Genomic DNA, 16,011 nt, shown 5'->3' on the forward strand with positions numbered 1-16,011 from the left:
CCTAATCTACCTGAGTCACAGGGATTGCGTTTAATTGCCATTTCCAGGTTTGTTTGGTTTCTTTGACAGGCAGCATATCAATACAGTCTACAGGGCATGGTTCAACACATAAGTCACAACCGGTACATTCATCGATTAATACAGTGTGCATTTGGCGAGTTGCGCCAACGATGGCGTCAACAGGGCAGGCTTGAATACATTTGGTACAGCCAATACATTCATCTTCACGAATATAGGCAACGGTTTTAACTGGATCTGCTTGCTCACCGCCAGCCAGCGGTTTTGCTTCAACACCCATTAAATCAGCGAGTTTTTTTACCGTGGCTTCGCCGCCTGGTGGGCACTTATTGATTTCGTCACCATTGGCAATTGCTTCTGCATAGGGACGACAGCCAGGGTAGCCACATTGGCCACACTGTGTTTGCGGTAAAATGGTATCAATTTGGTCAACAATAGGGTTGCTCTCAACGCGAAAACGAACGGCGGCAAAACCTAAAATTAAACCAAATATTAGCGCTAATGAACCTAACGCTATCAAAGCATAAAACAAGGTCATATTAAAACTTCACTAATCCTGTAAAACCCATAAAGGCCATCGACATAAGGCCTGCGGTGATCATCGCAATTGAAGCACCTTTAAAAGGAGCAGGTACATCAGCCGCAGCTAAACGCTCACGTAATGCGGCAAACAGTATTAACACCATAGAGAAGCCCACTGCGGCACCAAAGCCATACACAGCCGATTGTAAGAATGAATGGTCTTCTTTGATATTAAGTAGGGCAACACCTAATACAGCACAGTTAGTGGTGATAAGTGGTAAGAAAATCCCTAATAAGCGATAGAGTGTCGGGCTGGTTTTTCTCACCACCATTTCGGTAAATTGCACGACAACAGCGATAACCAAAATAAAACTCATGGTACGCAAAAATTCGATATCCAGCGGGATCAAAATATAATGATTCACCAGATAACTGGTCACGGAGGCAAGTGTAAGTACAAAGGTTGTGGCTAAAGACATACCAATCGCGGTATCTAACTTACCCGATACACCCATAAACGGGCATAAACCTAAGAATTGAACTAAAACGAAGTTGTTGACTAGCACAGTGCCAATCAATAACAAGACATATTCTGTCATGCGTGCCTCACGAGAATAAAAACGGCTCTATTATCCTTTTTTATGGGGGCCGACACAACACATGAGGGACGAATAGCTAAAATTAACAAAGCTGTTTACGATTAAAGTGTTAAAGCAAAGTTAATAGATGGAATAGGCCCAAAAATAGTAAGGTTTTTTGGGCCTTAAAGAGGGGTTAGATATCTTTTGGCTTTTCGATGTAATAGCCTTGCACACCATCTAAGCACAGCGTTTCGATGATATGTTTTTCTTCTTGGCTTTCTACGCCTTCAGCAAATACACTCACACCAATACGGTGAGCAAGATCTACCATTAAGCGCATAAAGTATTGATTGTTTTTATCTTCTTCGAGGCCGCGAGTATAGCTTGCATCCATTTTGATAAAGTCAGGTTTTAAGTCTCTAAAGAATTTAAATGAGGTTAACCCCACACCAAAGCGTTCTACAGTAATACGTGCGCCCACACGATGTACCATATCGATAAAGCGTTTACTTGCTTTAATGTTTTGTTGTAATCCAAACTCACTGACTTCAAAAATAAGTTTTGATGCAATGTTACTGTCTTTCAGTAAGCGGCGTTCTAACCAGATTACAAACTGATCATTGTGAGCGCTTGATGCAGTAACATTAATACCAAAGAATTTTTCAGAGAAATTACGGGTTTTAACTTTTTCTAAAGTGGTATCGATAATTAAGCGGTCAATTTCCATTGCCATTTCTAGCTTTTCTGCCATAGCAAGGAAAGAGGCTGTTGGCAGCATTTGATTTTCTGCGGTTTTAAAACGAACTTGAATCTCTGCATAGGCTTTAACACTTTTACCTATTGGCATAATGTTCTGCATAACCAAGTGAACACGTTTCGACTCAATCACTTCGCTAATAACTTTACGCCAGTTTTGGTTACCAAAACCTGCGCTGGCGTTATTAACTAAGTCTGTTTCGCGCTGCACATGCCATGCATTCGCTTGTTTTGATTGCGCCATGCTCATTGCATTATCAACAATCGATAATAACTCACCAAGCGGCTTACCTTTTTCGTAGCCAACAATACCTGTGTTAGCAACTGAGCTTAATTCTTGGTTTTGCTGATACTGAGTAAAACGCGATTGTAAGTTATCGCCAAAGCGTTCAGCTTCTTTAAGAGGGGTATTAGGTAATACCACTGCAAAGTCAGAGCTGTTTAAACGAAAAACCTGACTGCCTGTATAGGTGCCGCTAATATGTTTAATAATATCAGCCACACCTTTTACGTATTCATCACCTTTTTGGTAACCACGGGTTTGGTTGATGGTTTGCAATTCGCTACAACGAACCATAGCAAGCGAACCAAACGTGCTCTTTTCTACGTTCTCAATATTCTTTTCGTAGTACTCAACAAACATATTTCGATTGCCAAGGTTTGTAACTACATCTTTATACGCTTCTTTTTTTATATTTAGCGCATTATTTTGAATGTCATCATGCTTGGTCTGTAAGAAATGCGATAGGCGATTGAACGATGGAATTAAATCTTTGCTTAGCTTCTTTAAGCGGGTGGTATCCATTGCTTGCTCAAGGTCACCGTTAACCTGATTTTGGTTGATATAAATATCAACGATATCTGAAATGGTCGTACTAATTTTGCGATTTAGGCGGCGGAACATGCTCTTCATATAAATAATAGGAAGTAGGGCAATAAGGCCTGAAATCAAAACTACAATAAATAAAGACTGTTGTAATAGGCTAGCCAGGTTGTGTGCATTAATCGTAAACTCTACTTTAATGTCAGATGTTTGATTAACGGCGAACTGAGGGCGAATGGAATTAAAACTGTTATTAACTATTTCAGCAAACAAGGGTAGGGATTGGCTAGATTCTACCATGCTAACCACTTGACCTGATTGATCACGGATCACAAGTTTAGAAAAAGTGCTACCATCGGCAAATGCTTTTTGTATTTTCTCTGGTGCAAGTTGCTCAATGGTTTGTGTATTTATATATGCGTTTACTACACGCTGTGCTTTTTGCTGTGCATCACTGACTGCGCTATCAAAGCTAAGCGCAATAAAGTAACCACCTAATAATGCAAACAGCAACCAAGATATAAGTTGTATAAAAATAAGTTTTTTAAAGCCAGCCATGTTCTTATCTTTTAAAAGCCTAAAGGAAGGAATCAATTCCTTGATTGATTGCTTTAAGTATAGTCGTTGTATTCTAAAGCATAATATAGAATAAACTTAAATTAGGTTAGATTATAAGTGCTTTAAAGTCTAATACAATCGACGAATAATAGTAGATAAAATTTTAATAGATTCGCGGAGTTGGCTCCCCCTCCCCGACTCGAACGGGGGACCTGCGGATTAACAGTCCGTCGCTCTAACCAACTGAGCTAAGGGGGAACTAAATAGAGTAGTGTGGTGCTATGATTTGGCTCCCCCTCCCCGACTCGAACGGGGGACCTGCGGATTAACAGTCCGTCGCTCTAACCAACTGAGCTAAGGGGGAACAATCATATTCATAAACTTGGCTCCCCCTCCCCGACTCGAACGGGGGACCTGCGGATTAACAGTCCGTCGCTCTAACCAACTGAGCTAAGGGGGAATCGTTTATGATTGAAAAACTTGGCTCCCCCTCCCCGACTCGAACGGGGGACCTGCGGATTAACAGTCCGTCGCTCTAACCAACTGAGCTAAGGGGGAAGCGTCATGCCTTTCAACGGGGCGAAATATTAATGACAGCATTGCAAAGTGTCAACATAAAAACTTCATAAATTCAAAAAAGAAGCTTATTCGATGTTTTTATGTTCGATCTGAGCAAAATGTAGCTGAAAAGCTCAACATTTTTTGCTTAGCAGCGGAGGATCTATGTCGAATGCATCACTTTTTTGCATGCTTTTTGAGCTGAGTCATTTTTTAAAAATATAAAAAAGGTTTCTTTGCTAAGTCATTCTTTACCAAATCAAGGAAATCACCATTTATGTAATGTTTTTTTCGGATGGCAAAAAATAGATCTAATTCTTTTCGTGGCAGTTCCCACTCCTGATATTTTTTCGTGTATTTCCTTAATGAGGTAAAGGTAGGCTTCCCCGATTTTTGCTAGAAAATTCTAAAATTAATTGGCTTCAATTATACACAAAGTAATTTTAGTTCTTTTTATCAGATATTTAGCTTGTAATCTTTCCTTGTATTTTAATTGTCATACTTAAGTTCACGTAGCTGTAGAACATTTTTTGCGCCTTCTTTTCACTAAACTTATAAAACCGTTAAAACAAGATGCTTTGCTATTTATAGTATTATGCGTTTCAGGCTAGCCTTAAAAGCCTTTATATTTGCGGCTTCTAGCGAGTTATCCACGGTTTCTGTGGATAACTCTGTTTATTAAACTTTAAGAACAGCTATAGTGCTAGGATTTTCGAGGGCTACAGCAATTTCAAGTATTTAATTCACTTTTTTTAATTCATTTTAAATCAATGTGTTAGTGTTTTTATCTGAAGCCTTGCTGAATTGATGAGTAAATTTATTCGTGACGATGAAATGGCGCTATTTATTGTGTAAAAAAACAGCGAATACTGCCTTTTAATTGTAACAAAGCTATTAAACTTGTTTTTATATTGTTTTTTATGAGGGTTAGTGGTTATTTTTATGTCAAAGCGTCAAAAGTAATAGTTTTGTGTATGAATTTTGATTCTGTTAATAAAGCATAGCTTGCAAGAGAAGGATGCTTTAAACTTACAGGTTCAGAAAAAGAGGCAAAGTATTCCCATGAGCGTGAAACCGCAGAGCAAAACTAAACCTGATCTTTTAAACTCACCCATTCTGCCAACCTTGAAAAAAATGACCATCCCAATGATCTTTGGCATGATCACCCTAATGATGTTTAATTTGGTTGATACCTTCTTCATTAGTTTGTTAGGTACAGAGCCTCTCGCCGCTGTTAGTTTTACCTTTCCTGTTACTTTTACTGTTATTAGCCTTGCAATTGGTTTAGGGATAGGTACCTCTGCGGTTATCGCTAAAGCACTTGGTAGTGATAAGTTAGATGAAGCACGTTTTGATGCCAGCATGTCGTTGTTGGTATCGGTGGTGATGGTGTTTAGCTTATCTGTAGTAGGTTATTTATTAATAGATCCGATCTTTAAGTTATTGGGTGCTGGCGAATTAGTCTTACCGCTTATTCATGAGTATATGAGTGTGTGGTTCTTAGGCAGCGTATTTCTAATTACCCCTATGGTTGGCAACTCTGTGCTTAGAGCCAGTGGCGATACCAAAACACCGAGTATTGTTATGGGTGGAGCAGGGCTGATTAATGCCATCTTAGACCCTATACTTATTTTTGGCTTTGGACCCGTTCCGGCATTAGGTATTCAAGGCGCAGCTATTGCTAGTGTTATTGCATGGTCAGTTGCTGTCGTTATCATTTTATACATCCTTGCGGTAAAAAATGGTCTATTGAGTTTGCATGCTGGTGTACAAACGCCGCTTAGCTCGATTCGTAAAATTCTTAAAATTGGTTTACCTGCGGCTGGCGCAAATATGCTGACACCTATTGCCATGGCGGTCATGACAGCATTAGTGGCTAAACATGGTCCTGAAGCGGTTGCGGCGTTTGGTGTAGGCAGTCGCATTGAATCTATTGCAAGCCTTGTGGTGCTTGCTTTGTCGATGACCTTGCCGCCATTTGTGAGTCAAAACTTTGGGGCAGGTAAGTTTGAGCGTGTTAAAGAAGCCTACACAAAAACCTTGAAATTCGTGATGATTTGGCAGTTCGCTATTTATATTTTACTGCTGTTAACCTCTGGCTTTATCGCTGATGTATTTGGTAAAGAGCAAGCGGTAATGGATGTGATTAAGTTATTCATTTATATCTTGCCATTGAGTTATGGCCTGCAAGGGGTGATTATTTTATCTAACTCTTCATTTAATGCTCTGCATAAACCAATGAATGCACTGATTTTAAGTGTAGTACGCCTGTTTGTTTTTTATGTACCTTTTGCTTATATAGGCAGCGAAATTGCAGGCTTAACCGGTTTATTTATTGGTGCGGCGATTGGTAACTTATTTACTGCAACGGTTGCCTATAAATGGTTTATCAAAGAAGTTGATGGGTTAAGTGAGTCATATATGAAGGAGTGTCATTCATGAGCGACCATTTCCAACTAGTTTCGAAATTTCAGCCAAGTGGTGACCAACCAACGGCAATAGCGCAATTAAAAGATGGCCTAGAGGCTGGGCTTGCGCATCAAACATTATTAGGGGCTACGGGAACGGGTAAAACCTTTACCATGGCCAATATTATTAATGATTTGAATCGTCCAACTATCATCATGGCACACAACAAAACGCTCGCGGCACAGCTTTATGGCGAAATGAAAGAGTTTTTTCCCCATAATGCGGTTGAGTATTTTGTATCTTATTACGATTATTACCAGCCAGAAGCCTACGTTGTTGCCAGCGATACCTTTATTGAAAAAGATGCGTCTATCAATGAGCACATTGAACAAATGCGTTTGAGTGCCACCAAAGCGCTTCTTGAGCGACGCGATACCATTATTGTAGCTTCGGTGTCTGCTATTTATGGTTTGGGCGACCCTGACTCATACATGAAGATGATGCTTTTACTGAAAGTGGGTGAAACCGTCGATCAGCGCGATATGCTGCGCCGTCTGGCTGAGCTGCAATATACAAGAAACGATATTGAATTTAGCCGCGGTACTTACCGTGTACGTGGTGAAGTGGTCGATATATTTCCAGCTGAATCGGATACTTACGCTGTGCGTGTGGAGATGTTTGACGATGAAATTGAGCGCTTAAGTATTTTTGACCCGCTAACAGGGGCCGTTGAAAAGCACATTGTGCGCGCAACTATTTACCCGAAAACCCACTATGTAACACCCCGTGAAAAAATTCTTGATGCCATTGATAAAATTAAAGGTGAGCTTAAAGACCGCCGAGCTCAGCTACTTAGTGCCAACAAACTTGTGGAAGAGCAGCGTATTGCTCAGCGCACCCAGTACGATATTGAAATGATGACCGAGCTTGGTTATTGCTCAGGCATCGAAAACTACTCGCGTTACTTATCAGGTAGAACACCGGGCGATCCACCGCCGACATTATTAGATTACTTACCTGATGATGCATTGATGATTATTGATGAATCACACGTTACTGTATCGCAAATTGGTGCTATGTATAAAGGCGATAGAAGCCGTAAAGAAAATCTTGTTGAGTATGGCTTTCGCTTGCCATCGGCATTAGATAACCGCCCATTACGTTTTGAAGAATTTGAAGCCATTGCTCCGCAAACTATTTATGTGTCGGCAACACCTGGTGACTTTGAGCTTGAGCGCTCATCAGGGGAGGTTGCTGAGCAGGTCATTCGTCCAACCGGGCTTATAGACCCTGAAATTGAAGTGCGCCCTGTGGGCACCCAGGTTGATGACTTACTCTCAGAAATCTATAAACGAGTTGAAGTGAACGAGCGAGTACTTGTCACTACTTTAACTAAGCGTATGGCAGAAGATTTAACCGACTATCTCAACGACCATGATGTAAAAGTTCGCTACTTGCACTCAGACATCGACACCGTTGAACGAGTCGAAATTATCCGTGATTTACGTGCCGGTGTGTTTGATGTGTTAGTGGGCATTAACTTATTGCGAGAAGGTCTCGACATGCCAGAGGTTTCACTGGTTGCGATACTTGATGCTGATAAAGAAGGCTTCTTACGTTCGACTCGCTCACTTATTCAAACCATTGGTCGTGCTGCACGTCACTTAAATGGTAAAGCGATTCTTTATGGCGACCGCATAACTAACTCGATGCGACAAGCCATTGATGAAACGGACCGTCGCCGTGAAAAACAACAAGCTTATAACCTTGAGCATGGTATAGAGCCGCAAGCACTGGTTAAAAGTATCACCGATATTATGGATGTGGGTGAAGAAGCAAGCCCGAAAGATAATCTTAAGTTGGTGCGTAAAGAGTCTAAACAAGTGCTCAGCGCGAAAGATATTGCTAGCCAAATCAAAACCCTTGAAGCGAAAATGCATGCTTATGCTAGCGATCTTGAGTTTGAAAAAGCGGCGTCTGTGCGTGATGAAATTCACGAATTACAACAACAGTTAATTAACTAAAGATGATGACAAACGATTTTTCTGCCATTTTAAATGCCTTAGCAGAGGCTCCACTTGCTGCTAATGAATTATGTCGTGTATTCCATGGCCGTGGTCACTCAGTCGCTGAGCTGAGCCACATAAACTTAGACTTTTATCCGCCAGCACTTTTTTTAGTTTCATATGAAGAAATAGATGAACAAGTGCTTGCGCAATTAACTGATACCCTGTGGCAATGGGCGCAACAGAATGCGCCAGAGCTTGTAAGTGCATTGGTTTACCAACAACGTAGCGGCATTAACACTCGTAATGCCCTGATGTTTGGTGAATTACCCCAAGAGCACCATGTCAGTGAAAATGGTATTAAGTTTAAAGTCGATTTATTGAGTCGCCAAAATACTGGGATTTTCCCTGATATGCGCCGTGGCCGAGAGTTTGTTCAAGCCAATAGTAAAAATGCAAAAGTGCTCAACCTATTTTCATACACGTGTGGCTTCTCTGTTGCAGCAATGCAAGGCGGTGCTGACCAAGTTATTAATATGGATATGAATAAAGGGGTGCTGCGAACTGGTAAACAAAACCATCAGTTAAATGGTTTTGCTCAAGGGGTTAGTTATTTTCCGCACGATATTTTAAAATCATTCGGTAAACTAAAAAAATCAGCGCCGTATGAATTAATCATTGTTGATCCACCGAGCTTTCAAAAGGGCAGCTTTATATTGACCAAGGATTATCAAAAAATCTTGCGTCGTTTACCTGAGCTGTTAAATGAAAACACCCAATTATTACTGTGTGCCAATAGCCCTGAGCTTTCAGAGCAGGCCTTTAAAGATCTCATTAGCGATCATACACAAGGAGCAATTAGTTTTGTTGAGCGATTAGCTCCTACTGATGGTTTTGTTGAGGTAGACAGTGATCGCAGCTTAAAAGCGTTAGTTTATAAAACAGCAAACTAATGACACTGAGTAAACGGCTTTCAGCCATCGTTGATGTGGTTGATTCAGGTTATGACGAGATCTGGGATTGTTGCTGTGATCACGGTTTGTTAGGTATTGAGCTGTTACAGCAAGATAAAGCACCGCTTATACATTTTGTTGATATTGTGCCTGAGTTGATGCAGGCACTAAGTGATAAACTCGAACGTTTTGCTAAAAGAGAGCAACGCGGCCGTTGGCAGGTACATTGCCAAGATGTAGCAATGATTTCACCAGATCCTAAAAAACGCCATCTTGTTATTATTGCTGGAGTGGGTGGTGAGTTGTTAGTGCAGTTCTTAGCGAAGATTGTAAGCCAACAGCCAAATACGCATATCGACTTTATTGTTTGCCCAGTGCATCACAGTTATCAAGTTCGTAGCTATTTACAAACACTGCCCTTGGGGCTCGTCTCTGAGCAGTTGGTGTGTGAAAACAAACGATTTTATGAAGTTATTGCCATGAGTGCGTCATCTTCGCAGCCGATCACGCGAGTAGGGCACTCAATGTGGCAGCTAACAAGTAAAGAGCACCAAACGTATTTAAAGCAGTTATGTGCTCATTACCAACGTATGTTAAATCAAGACGCCGATTATTATCAGCCTGTGCTTGAACAATACAGTGCATTATTATCTTAATTAGAGTTAACTTAATTAAAGTTTATTAATCTCTTGTTTTACGCTGTAGCTAGAGTCAGTAACAATGGCTTCGAGAGTTTGTACTCGCTCTCTTAGCTCTTGCAGCTCTTTTGTTACTTCGGCTACATGTTCGTTGGCTTCTTTTGAATTTTTTAAAGTTCGTGATTTAAACTCAAGGTGTTTTTTATACATATCATAAATTACCCCAGAGCCAACTGATATCAGCACGATTAACACCACCATGGTAGTACCTGACATACACTTCTCCTTCCTTTTTTAGTATCTAACAGAATATAGATTGTATTTAAAAATGCAATTTGCATTCTGTTACAAGGTGTTTCGTTTTAGAAACGGCTTGATGCGAATAAAGCCTGTAACGAGCATGGTACCTGCGATAACACTGAGTGCGCCAACCAAGGTATTGGGGCCAATTTGCTCATCTAAAATTAAATTTCCCCACACTATGCCAAAAAGTGGAATCAAAAAAGTAACAGTCAACGCAGAGGTTGGGCCAATGTCATCAATCAAGCGAAAGAACAAGATATATGCCACTGCAGTACATAGCACTCCGAGTGCCACCACACCAAGCATAACCTCGTTACTTGGCATTTCTCTGGCAGGAATAACAAAAATAAGCGGCAGCACCATGATACTCGCCGTCCACATACTGCCATGGGCATTATCAAAAGCAGATAACTTAGGTGCATGTTTAGTGTAATGGGATGCGATGGCGTAGCTGAGTGAAGCACACAGTGCCGCAACAATTGCCGTGATAGCTTGGCTGTCGATAGTCAGGCTATTTTGACCTACCAAAATGGCCACGCCCGTTAAACCCAACAGTAAGCCAAGCAACATACTTTTAGTGGGTTTTGTTTTACTCCAAATAACACCCACGATGGCACCCCAAATTGGCGTTGTTGAGTTTAATATGGATAAGGTAGATGCATTAATTGTTTGTGCTGCATAGGCAAACAATAAAAAAGGAATGGCGGAATTAAGCGCGCCAAGAATGAAAAAATGCTTTTTGTGGGTCGCGAACGCAAGTTTCTTGCGTAAGTACAGCGCAAAAATAAACAGTGTTATTGCTGCAAAGCCGACTCTTAACTCAATTAATACTGCAGGGCCTAAGCTATTCGCTGCCATGCGCATAAATAAGAAGGAAGCGCCCCAAATAGCAGCAAGGATGAATAAGCGTAATAAACTTGGCAATGACATGGTTTTACATTCTTAAATTATAAAACCTGAGCATACCAAATTTATGCCCCAATACTTGCCATTTTCGGACTATTAATCAGTTGATTGTGGGAGTTTTTTTTCAAAATCAGATTTTACGATCTCTAAAGCCGCTAATACATCTTCTGCGGGAACGTCGTTTTGCTCTAAGAGCATAATGAGATCAACAGCAATTTTTATATAGTTAGGTGCGCTTTCTAACTCACTGCTCATACTTTTAGTTCCTTTTTCTTAGCAACTTGGCTAATGGCAACATCGATAGCAGTTTGCACTTGTTGCTCCATTTTAATGCGCTCTGTTTGTGGTAAATAAAATTCCATATCGACATCGTAGCGGATGTAGCGGGCAGGCAGTTGGTTTAATACGGTGCAGCATAAATCTGCCATAATATCATCACTATAGGTTGATTCTAAGTTGCGCTTAGTGATGTCTTCGACAACTAATTTTTCATAGTAGTTGTGAATGTCGTCATGCATTTTCATACAAAATAAGCCTAATTAAACAGTCTCTTTTAGTGTATACCAAGCTTTAAAATAAATCGACAGCAGCCCTAAAAAGCTGGCCATGTACATCAACCAAACGGCTTACATTTCGTTGATAGCCACCGCCCATAGCTGCAAACACTGGGATATCAGCTTCCTTCGCTTGGCTTAATACAAAATGATCACGTTGATACACGCCTTCTAAACTCACTTGAAAGTGTCCTAATTCGTCATCTGTTGCGATGTCTGCGCCGGCGTTATACAAAATGATATCTGGCTGGTGGAGTCTAATGGTCAGAGCTAAAGCTTGTTTGACTGTCTCTAGGTATTCAGTATCTGAAGTGCCATGCTCTAAAGCAAAATCGTAGTTTGATTGCTGCTTAATGCGGGGGAAGTTTTGCTGACAATGAATTGAGCAGCTAATTATTTGAGGATGTAGTTGCGTAACTTCAGCTGTACCGTCGCCTTGGTGAACGTCACAGTCAAAGATTAATACGGAGTCGGCTTGCTCAGTATCAATCAAGTGTGCAGCAGCTATCGCTAAGTCATTAAAAATACAAAAGCCACTACCATAGCCCGTAAAAGCATGGTGATAACCACCACTTAGATTAAAGGCCGCACCGCGTTGCAAAGCAAACTCAGCGCCTTGAATACTCGCCCCAACAGAGTAAAGTGTTCGTTCAACCAATTCAGTGGACCAAGGAAAGCCCATTTTTTTAATGGCTTTGCTATCAAGACTGCCAGTTAAAAAAGCGTCGACATAGTCGGGGTTATGGCACAGAGTAAGCTGCGCTTTAGTGGCTTGTTGTGGGGTAATGAAATACTGTTCATCAATGAAGTTGCTGACAAGCTGTTTTAACAAGCGATATTTATCAATTGGAAAGCGGTGACGCTCAGGTAAAGCTAACGCTGAATAACTTGGATGGTAGTAAAACATTATCTCAGCTGCTGTTTCTCGACCTGTTGAATTTTGTCTTCAGTGGCAGAAATTGCCTTACGACAACGGCCAAGTCTTGCGTGTAATGCGAGTATTTCTTTGTTAATTTCGGCTGCTTGCTGTGTATTTGCAGCTTCAAGTTTTAGTTTTCGCTCTTCGATCATCAATACTAAGCGGCGTTCAAACTCATGGTTTTGCTTTAGTTCGTCATAAAGTTCATGGGATGACTGCATGATTTTTTTAACTGCTTGTTTATAAACCTGTGGTTTAGCTTTTGGCTTAAAACTGTACTTATTTTCTTTAGCCCATACCGGGGTTGATTTGATCACATTAAATACCGCCTCTACCTGAAGGGTAATGCGCTCAAGTGCATATTGGTAAGCATGGCGATGCTCAGCAGGCGGCAAGCTGTTAAGCTCATCTTCGATTTCGCTTACGTAGTCCGCTAGCTTCATACTTTTTGTGCTAAACACGGCTTTATCAAACAAACTTGGTTGGGCTTGCATATAGCGATTTTTAGCAAATAAATTACCCTTATCAAATTGTGTGGCTAATTGTTTGAGCCTTTCAATTTGTGAACGTAGTTTATCAAAAGCAGTCGATTGCATTTATAAATAAGCCTCATAGATTAACTTTAATGCTAACACTATAACCACAGTGTTAAACACTGGGCGGATCATTTTACTACCAAACTTTATTGCTGAATGTGCTCCTAACCATGCTCCAAGCATCAAGAAAAAGCCCATTGTAATACCAAGTAAAAAGTTCACATGGCCAAGCGCCACGAATGTGATCAAAGAAATAAAGTTTGAAACAAAGTTCATTGAGCGGGCAAGGCCACAGTTAAGCAACAAACTCATTTTATATAATAGGCTATTTGAGGCTGTCCAAAATGTGCCAGTGCCGGGGCCTGCTAAACCATCAAAAAAACCAAGCCCTAATCCTTGTAGCCATTGTTTAATTTTAGTTTTGCTATCAAGCTTTGGTAACTCGTTATGCTCAGTTGTACTTAAACTGCCAAATAAGCTGTAACAAGCGACTAAAATAATCACCACCGGTAGTAATTTATTTAAAAATTCAATACTTAAGTAATCAACCACTAAAGTGCCTATGAGTGCCCCAATAGCTGTCGCTAAAATAGATGCAGCCCAAAACCGTGGGTTGAACAACTTTTTACGAAAATAAGTCACGCTGGCCGTCAATGAGCCAAAACTCGCTGCAAGTTTATTGGTACCTAAGGTGAGATGGGGCGGTAAGCCTGCAGTTAATAGCGCTGGCACAGTTAACATCCCGCCACCGCCTGCAATTGCATCAATAAAGCCCGCTGCCAGTGCGACTGCGCATAATAGTGCCCAGGTTGCTGGGTCTAAAGCTAATTCAAACATTAATAATCAATTTGTCTTTTAAAAGGTGGCAAGGTATCGAGCATGGCTTTGCCATATCGCTTGGTCACTAAACGGCGATCAAGGATAGTAATGCGACCCTGATCATTTTCTTTGCGCAGCAGTCTACCACAGCTTTGTACTAATTTCTTTGCCGCATCAGGTACGGTTATCGAAAGAAACGGGTTGCCACCTTTACTTTGCACAAACTCAGCCTGCGCTTCTTCTATTGGTGAGGTAGGCACCGCAAATGGAATTTTTGTAATTACCAGGTTTTCTAAGTATTTACCTGGTAAATCAAGACCCTCAGATAAACTTTGAGTACCAAATAAATAGCTAGCACGGCCTAAATCTACATTGGCTTTATGCTTTTTAAGCAGTGCTTCACGAGACATTTCACCTTGCACTAAGACCTCAATTCCTTTGCTACGAAGCGTTTTAACAACATGATCCATCTGCCAATAAGAGGCAAATAACACTAAATTTGCTTTTTTATCATCAAGGAACTTAGGTAACTGCTCAGCCAAGTGGTCGCTAAACGCTTTATCGGTCGGCTCAATATGGCTGGCAGGGATATGTAGCGTCGCTTGTTTTGGGTAATCAAACGGAGAAGGGACTTTTATGTATTTTACGCCTTCTTCTTTGGCAAGACCGCATTCATAGGCAAAGTGATCAAATGAACCCAATGCAGTTAAGGTGGCTGAACAAAGAACGGCACCCGCACATTGATTCCATAATTTATCTTTTAGGTAATAGCCAACTTCAATAGGGCAATCACTGAGTAAATGGTCGTGATGGTTCTTATATTCCAAGCGTTTTATCCACCTGGCATGTGGAATACCTTCGCCTTTTGTGGCGTAGCTAAACCACAGCTTGTTTAATAACTCTAAGCGATTAATGTACTGACCACTTTCAGCCAAGATTGGATCGGCCACATAAGGTTTTATATCGCCATCACTTACGTCTTGCACTAGGGTATCGTGCATCTTGTTGAGTGCTCTTAGGGCATCAAGGGTGGCATCGCTAATATCTTTTGCTTTGGTATGTAAAGATGCTGGGATTTCACCGTGCTCAAAACGATAGGTGTCATCACTGTTATAGTTAAAGTCTGCGTTATCAAGAATATCACGCACCACTTTTAAGTTTTTACCAGCATCATTGATACTGTCACTGAGCTTAAAATTTTGCCCAATTGCTTTTTGACCTACGAGCACATTGGCCATTTTACCAGCAAATTTAACCAGCTTGTCGAGCCAGTCTATGGTGCCTTTAATGGTTGCTGCAGCAGAAGAAAAATCGCGGGTGATGTGCGCTAAATGGTGCGCTTCATCGATTACATAAATTGTATCGTCAGGCTCAGGTAGAATTTTACCGCCACCCAAATCAAGATCAGCCAGTAATAAAGAATGGTTGATCACTAGCACATCCATTTGCATAAGACGCTGACGTGCCATATGAAAAGGGCAGAGCTGATGAGCGCGCATTTGTCGTTGGCATGAATGCTTATCACAGGCAATTAAATTCCACACTTTATCAGGGATGGTATCAGCCCAGCTATCTCGGTCGCCTTGCCATTGCTTTTTTGAATAAGCATCATAAAGTTGCTTTAAGCATTTGGTTTCCATATCAGAAAGCGGCGATGACAGGGTCGGCATAAACTCCATTTGCGTTTGACTGTCGCCATTTACAGCGGCACTGAGTTTTTGTGCACAGATATAACGCTGTCGACCTTTCACTAAATCAAACTTGATGTCTAGGCCAGAGTGCTCTTTAAAAAAAGGCAGCTCCTTACTAATTAACTGCTCTTGTAGGGCAACGGTTGCCGTCGAAATCACTAATTTCTTTTTCTTGGCCATCGCTAAGGGCAATGCCCCTAAACAATACGCTAACGATTTTCCGGTCCCGGTGCCTGCTTCAATAACACAAATTCGTTGGCTCTTGTGATATTCGCCAGCCAGCGTTTTTGCTATTTCGGCAACTAAATAGTTTTGACTGCTTCTAGGGCGGTAATCGGTGAGGTTATCAGCAACATGCTTATGAATTTGCCGAATTGTTTTTTTTAAAGAGTCAGAAAGCATGCCCAGAAAACCTAAAGTATGTATATAATTACAGTAATGAATTTTAGAGATTTAACTGG

General features: G+C 41.0%; 15 protein-coding genes and 4 tRNA genes. 4 read left to right on the forward strand and 15 right to left on the reverse strand.

Features of this window, described 5'->3' with window-relative positions:
- Position 1 precedes the first annotated feature (1 nt).
- From rsxB to AOG26_RS17335, 7 genes are all read right to left on the reverse strand, one after another.
- Complete coding sequence (rsxB, locus tag AOG26_RS17305) at positions 2 to 556, reverse strand: electron transport complex subunit RsxB (protein ID WP_054563643.1); 555 nt, start codon at positions 554 to 556, stop codon at positions 2 to 4.
- A 1-nt stretch (position 557) separates the two neighbouring features.
- Positions 558 to 1,139: an electron transport complex subunit RsxA gene (gene rsxA, locus AOG26_RS17310; protein ID WP_054553689.1), complete on the reverse strand. Its 582-nt coding sequence runs from the start codon at positions 1,137 to 1,139 to the stop codon at positions 558 to 560.
- A 175-nt stretch (positions 1,140 to 1,314) separates the two neighbouring features.
- A complete protein-coding gene (locus tag AOG26_RS17315; RefSeq protein WP_054563644.1) occupies positions 1,315 to 3,258 on the reverse strand; it encodes an EAL domain-containing protein in 1,944 nt (647 codons plus the stop codon).
- Positions 3,259 to 3,439: 181 nt separating this feature from the next.
- Positions 3,440 to 3,516: transfer RNA gene (locus tag AOG26_RS17320), tRNA-Asn, on the reverse strand.
- Between the two features lie 29 nt (positions 3,517 to 3,545).
- Positions 3,546 to 3,622, reverse strand: a tRNA-Asn gene (locus AOG26_RS17325).
- A 19-nt stretch (positions 3,623 to 3,641) separates the two neighbouring features.
- A tRNA-Asn gene (locus tag AOG26_RS17330) sits at positions 3,642 to 3,718 on the reverse strand.
- 21 nt (positions 3,719 to 3,739) lie between these two features.
- Positions 3,740 to 3,816: transfer RNA gene (locus AOG26_RS17335), tRNA-Asn, on the reverse strand.
- Between the two features lie 1,062 nt (positions 3,817 to 4,878).
- Between AOG26_RS17335 and AOG26_RS17340 the strand changes: the two genes are divergently transcribed.
- From AOG26_RS17340 to AOG26_RS17355, 4 genes are read left to right on the forward strand one after another with little or no spacing between them, the layout of a single operon-like run.
- Positions 4,879 to 6,258, forward strand: a complete 1,380-nt coding sequence (locus AOG26_RS17340; RefSeq protein WP_054563645.1) for an MATE family efflux transporter — start codon at positions 4,879 to 4,881, stop codon at positions 6,256 to 6,258.
- On the forward strand, positions 6,255 to 8,249 hold the full coding sequence (uvrB, locus tag AOG26_RS17345; RefSeq protein ID WP_054563646.1) for an excinuclease ABC subunit UvrB: 1,995 nt from the start codon (positions 6,255 to 6,257) through the stop codon (positions 8,247 to 8,249). Before AOG26_RS17340 ends, uvrB begins: the two co-directional genes overlap by 4 nt.
- A 5-nt stretch (positions 8,250 to 8,254) precedes the next feature.
- Complete coding sequence (locus AOG26_RS17350) at positions 8,255 to 9,184, forward strand: class I SAM-dependent methyltransferase (protein WP_054563647.1); 930 nt, start codon at positions 8,255 to 8,257, stop codon at positions 9,182 to 9,184.
- A complete protein-coding gene (locus AOG26_RS17355) occupies positions 9,184 to 9,840 on the forward strand; it encodes a tRNA (adenine(22)-N(1))-methyltransferase (protein ID WP_054563648.1) in 657 nt (218 codons plus the stop codon). Before AOG26_RS17350 ends, AOG26_RS17355 begins: the two co-directional genes overlap by 1 nt.
- 15 nt (positions 9,841 to 9,855) lie before the next feature.
- Here AOG26_RS17355 and AOG26_RS17360 read toward each other — a convergent pair whose 3' ends face one another.
- From AOG26_RS17360 to dinG, 8 genes are all read right to left on the reverse strand, one after another.
- Positions 9,856 to 10,098, reverse strand: a complete 243-nt coding sequence (locus AOG26_RS17360) for a hypothetical protein (protein ID WP_054563649.1) — start codon at positions 10,096 to 10,098, stop codon at positions 9,856 to 9,858.
- Between the two features lie 69 nt (positions 10,099 to 10,167).
- Complete coding sequence (locus AOG26_RS17365; protein WP_054563650.1) at positions 10,168 to 11,055, reverse strand: DMT family transporter; 888 nt, start codon at positions 11,053 to 11,055, stop codon at positions 10,168 to 10,170.
- A 72-nt stretch (positions 11,056 to 11,127) separates the two neighbouring features.
- Positions 11,128 to 11,286: a YbaM family protein gene (locus AOG26_RS20615; RefSeq protein WP_082401733.1), complete on the reverse strand. Its 159-nt coding sequence runs from the start codon at positions 11,284 to 11,286 to the stop codon at positions 11,128 to 11,130.
- Positions 11,283 to 11,555, reverse strand: a complete 273-nt coding sequence (locus AOG26_RS17370; protein WP_054563651.1) for a late competence development ComFB family protein — start codon at positions 11,553 to 11,555, stop codon at positions 11,283 to 11,285. The genes AOG26_RS20615 and AOG26_RS17370 overlap by 4 nt, the downstream gene beginning before the upstream one ends.
- 46 nt (positions 11,556 to 11,601) lie before the next feature.
- Positions 11,602 to 12,495 carry a histone deacetylase family protein gene (locus tag AOG26_RS17375; protein WP_200907876.1) on the reverse strand — a complete coding sequence of 298 codons (894 nt, stop codon included), beginning with the start codon at positions 12,493 to 12,495 and terminating at the stop codon, positions 11,602 to 11,604.
- Positions 12,492 to 13,100, reverse strand: a complete 609-nt coding sequence (locus AOG26_RS17380) for a primosomal replication protein (protein WP_054563653.1) — start codon at positions 13,098 to 13,100, stop codon at positions 12,492 to 12,494. The genes AOG26_RS17375 and AOG26_RS17380 overlap by 4 nt, the downstream gene beginning before the upstream one ends.
- Entirely contained in the window at positions 13,101 to 13,877 is a 777-nt protein-coding gene (locus tag AOG26_RS17385) for a TSUP family transporter (RefSeq protein WP_054563654.1), read from the reverse strand.
- Positions 13,877 to 15,952: an ATP-dependent DNA helicase DinG gene (dinG, locus tag AOG26_RS17390; protein WP_054563655.1), complete on the reverse strand. Its 2,076-nt coding sequence runs from the start codon at positions 15,950 to 15,952 to the stop codon at positions 13,877 to 13,879. The genes AOG26_RS17385 and dinG overlap by 1 nt, the downstream gene beginning before the upstream one ends.
- Between the last annotated feature and the right edge of the window lie 59 nt (positions 15,953 to 16,011).

The sequence above is a fragment of the Pseudoalteromonas sp. UCD-33C genome, from assembly GCF_001306895.1.
Classification (GTDB): Bacteria; Pseudomonadota; Gammaproteobacteria; order Enterobacterales; family Alteromonadaceae; genus Pseudoalteromonas.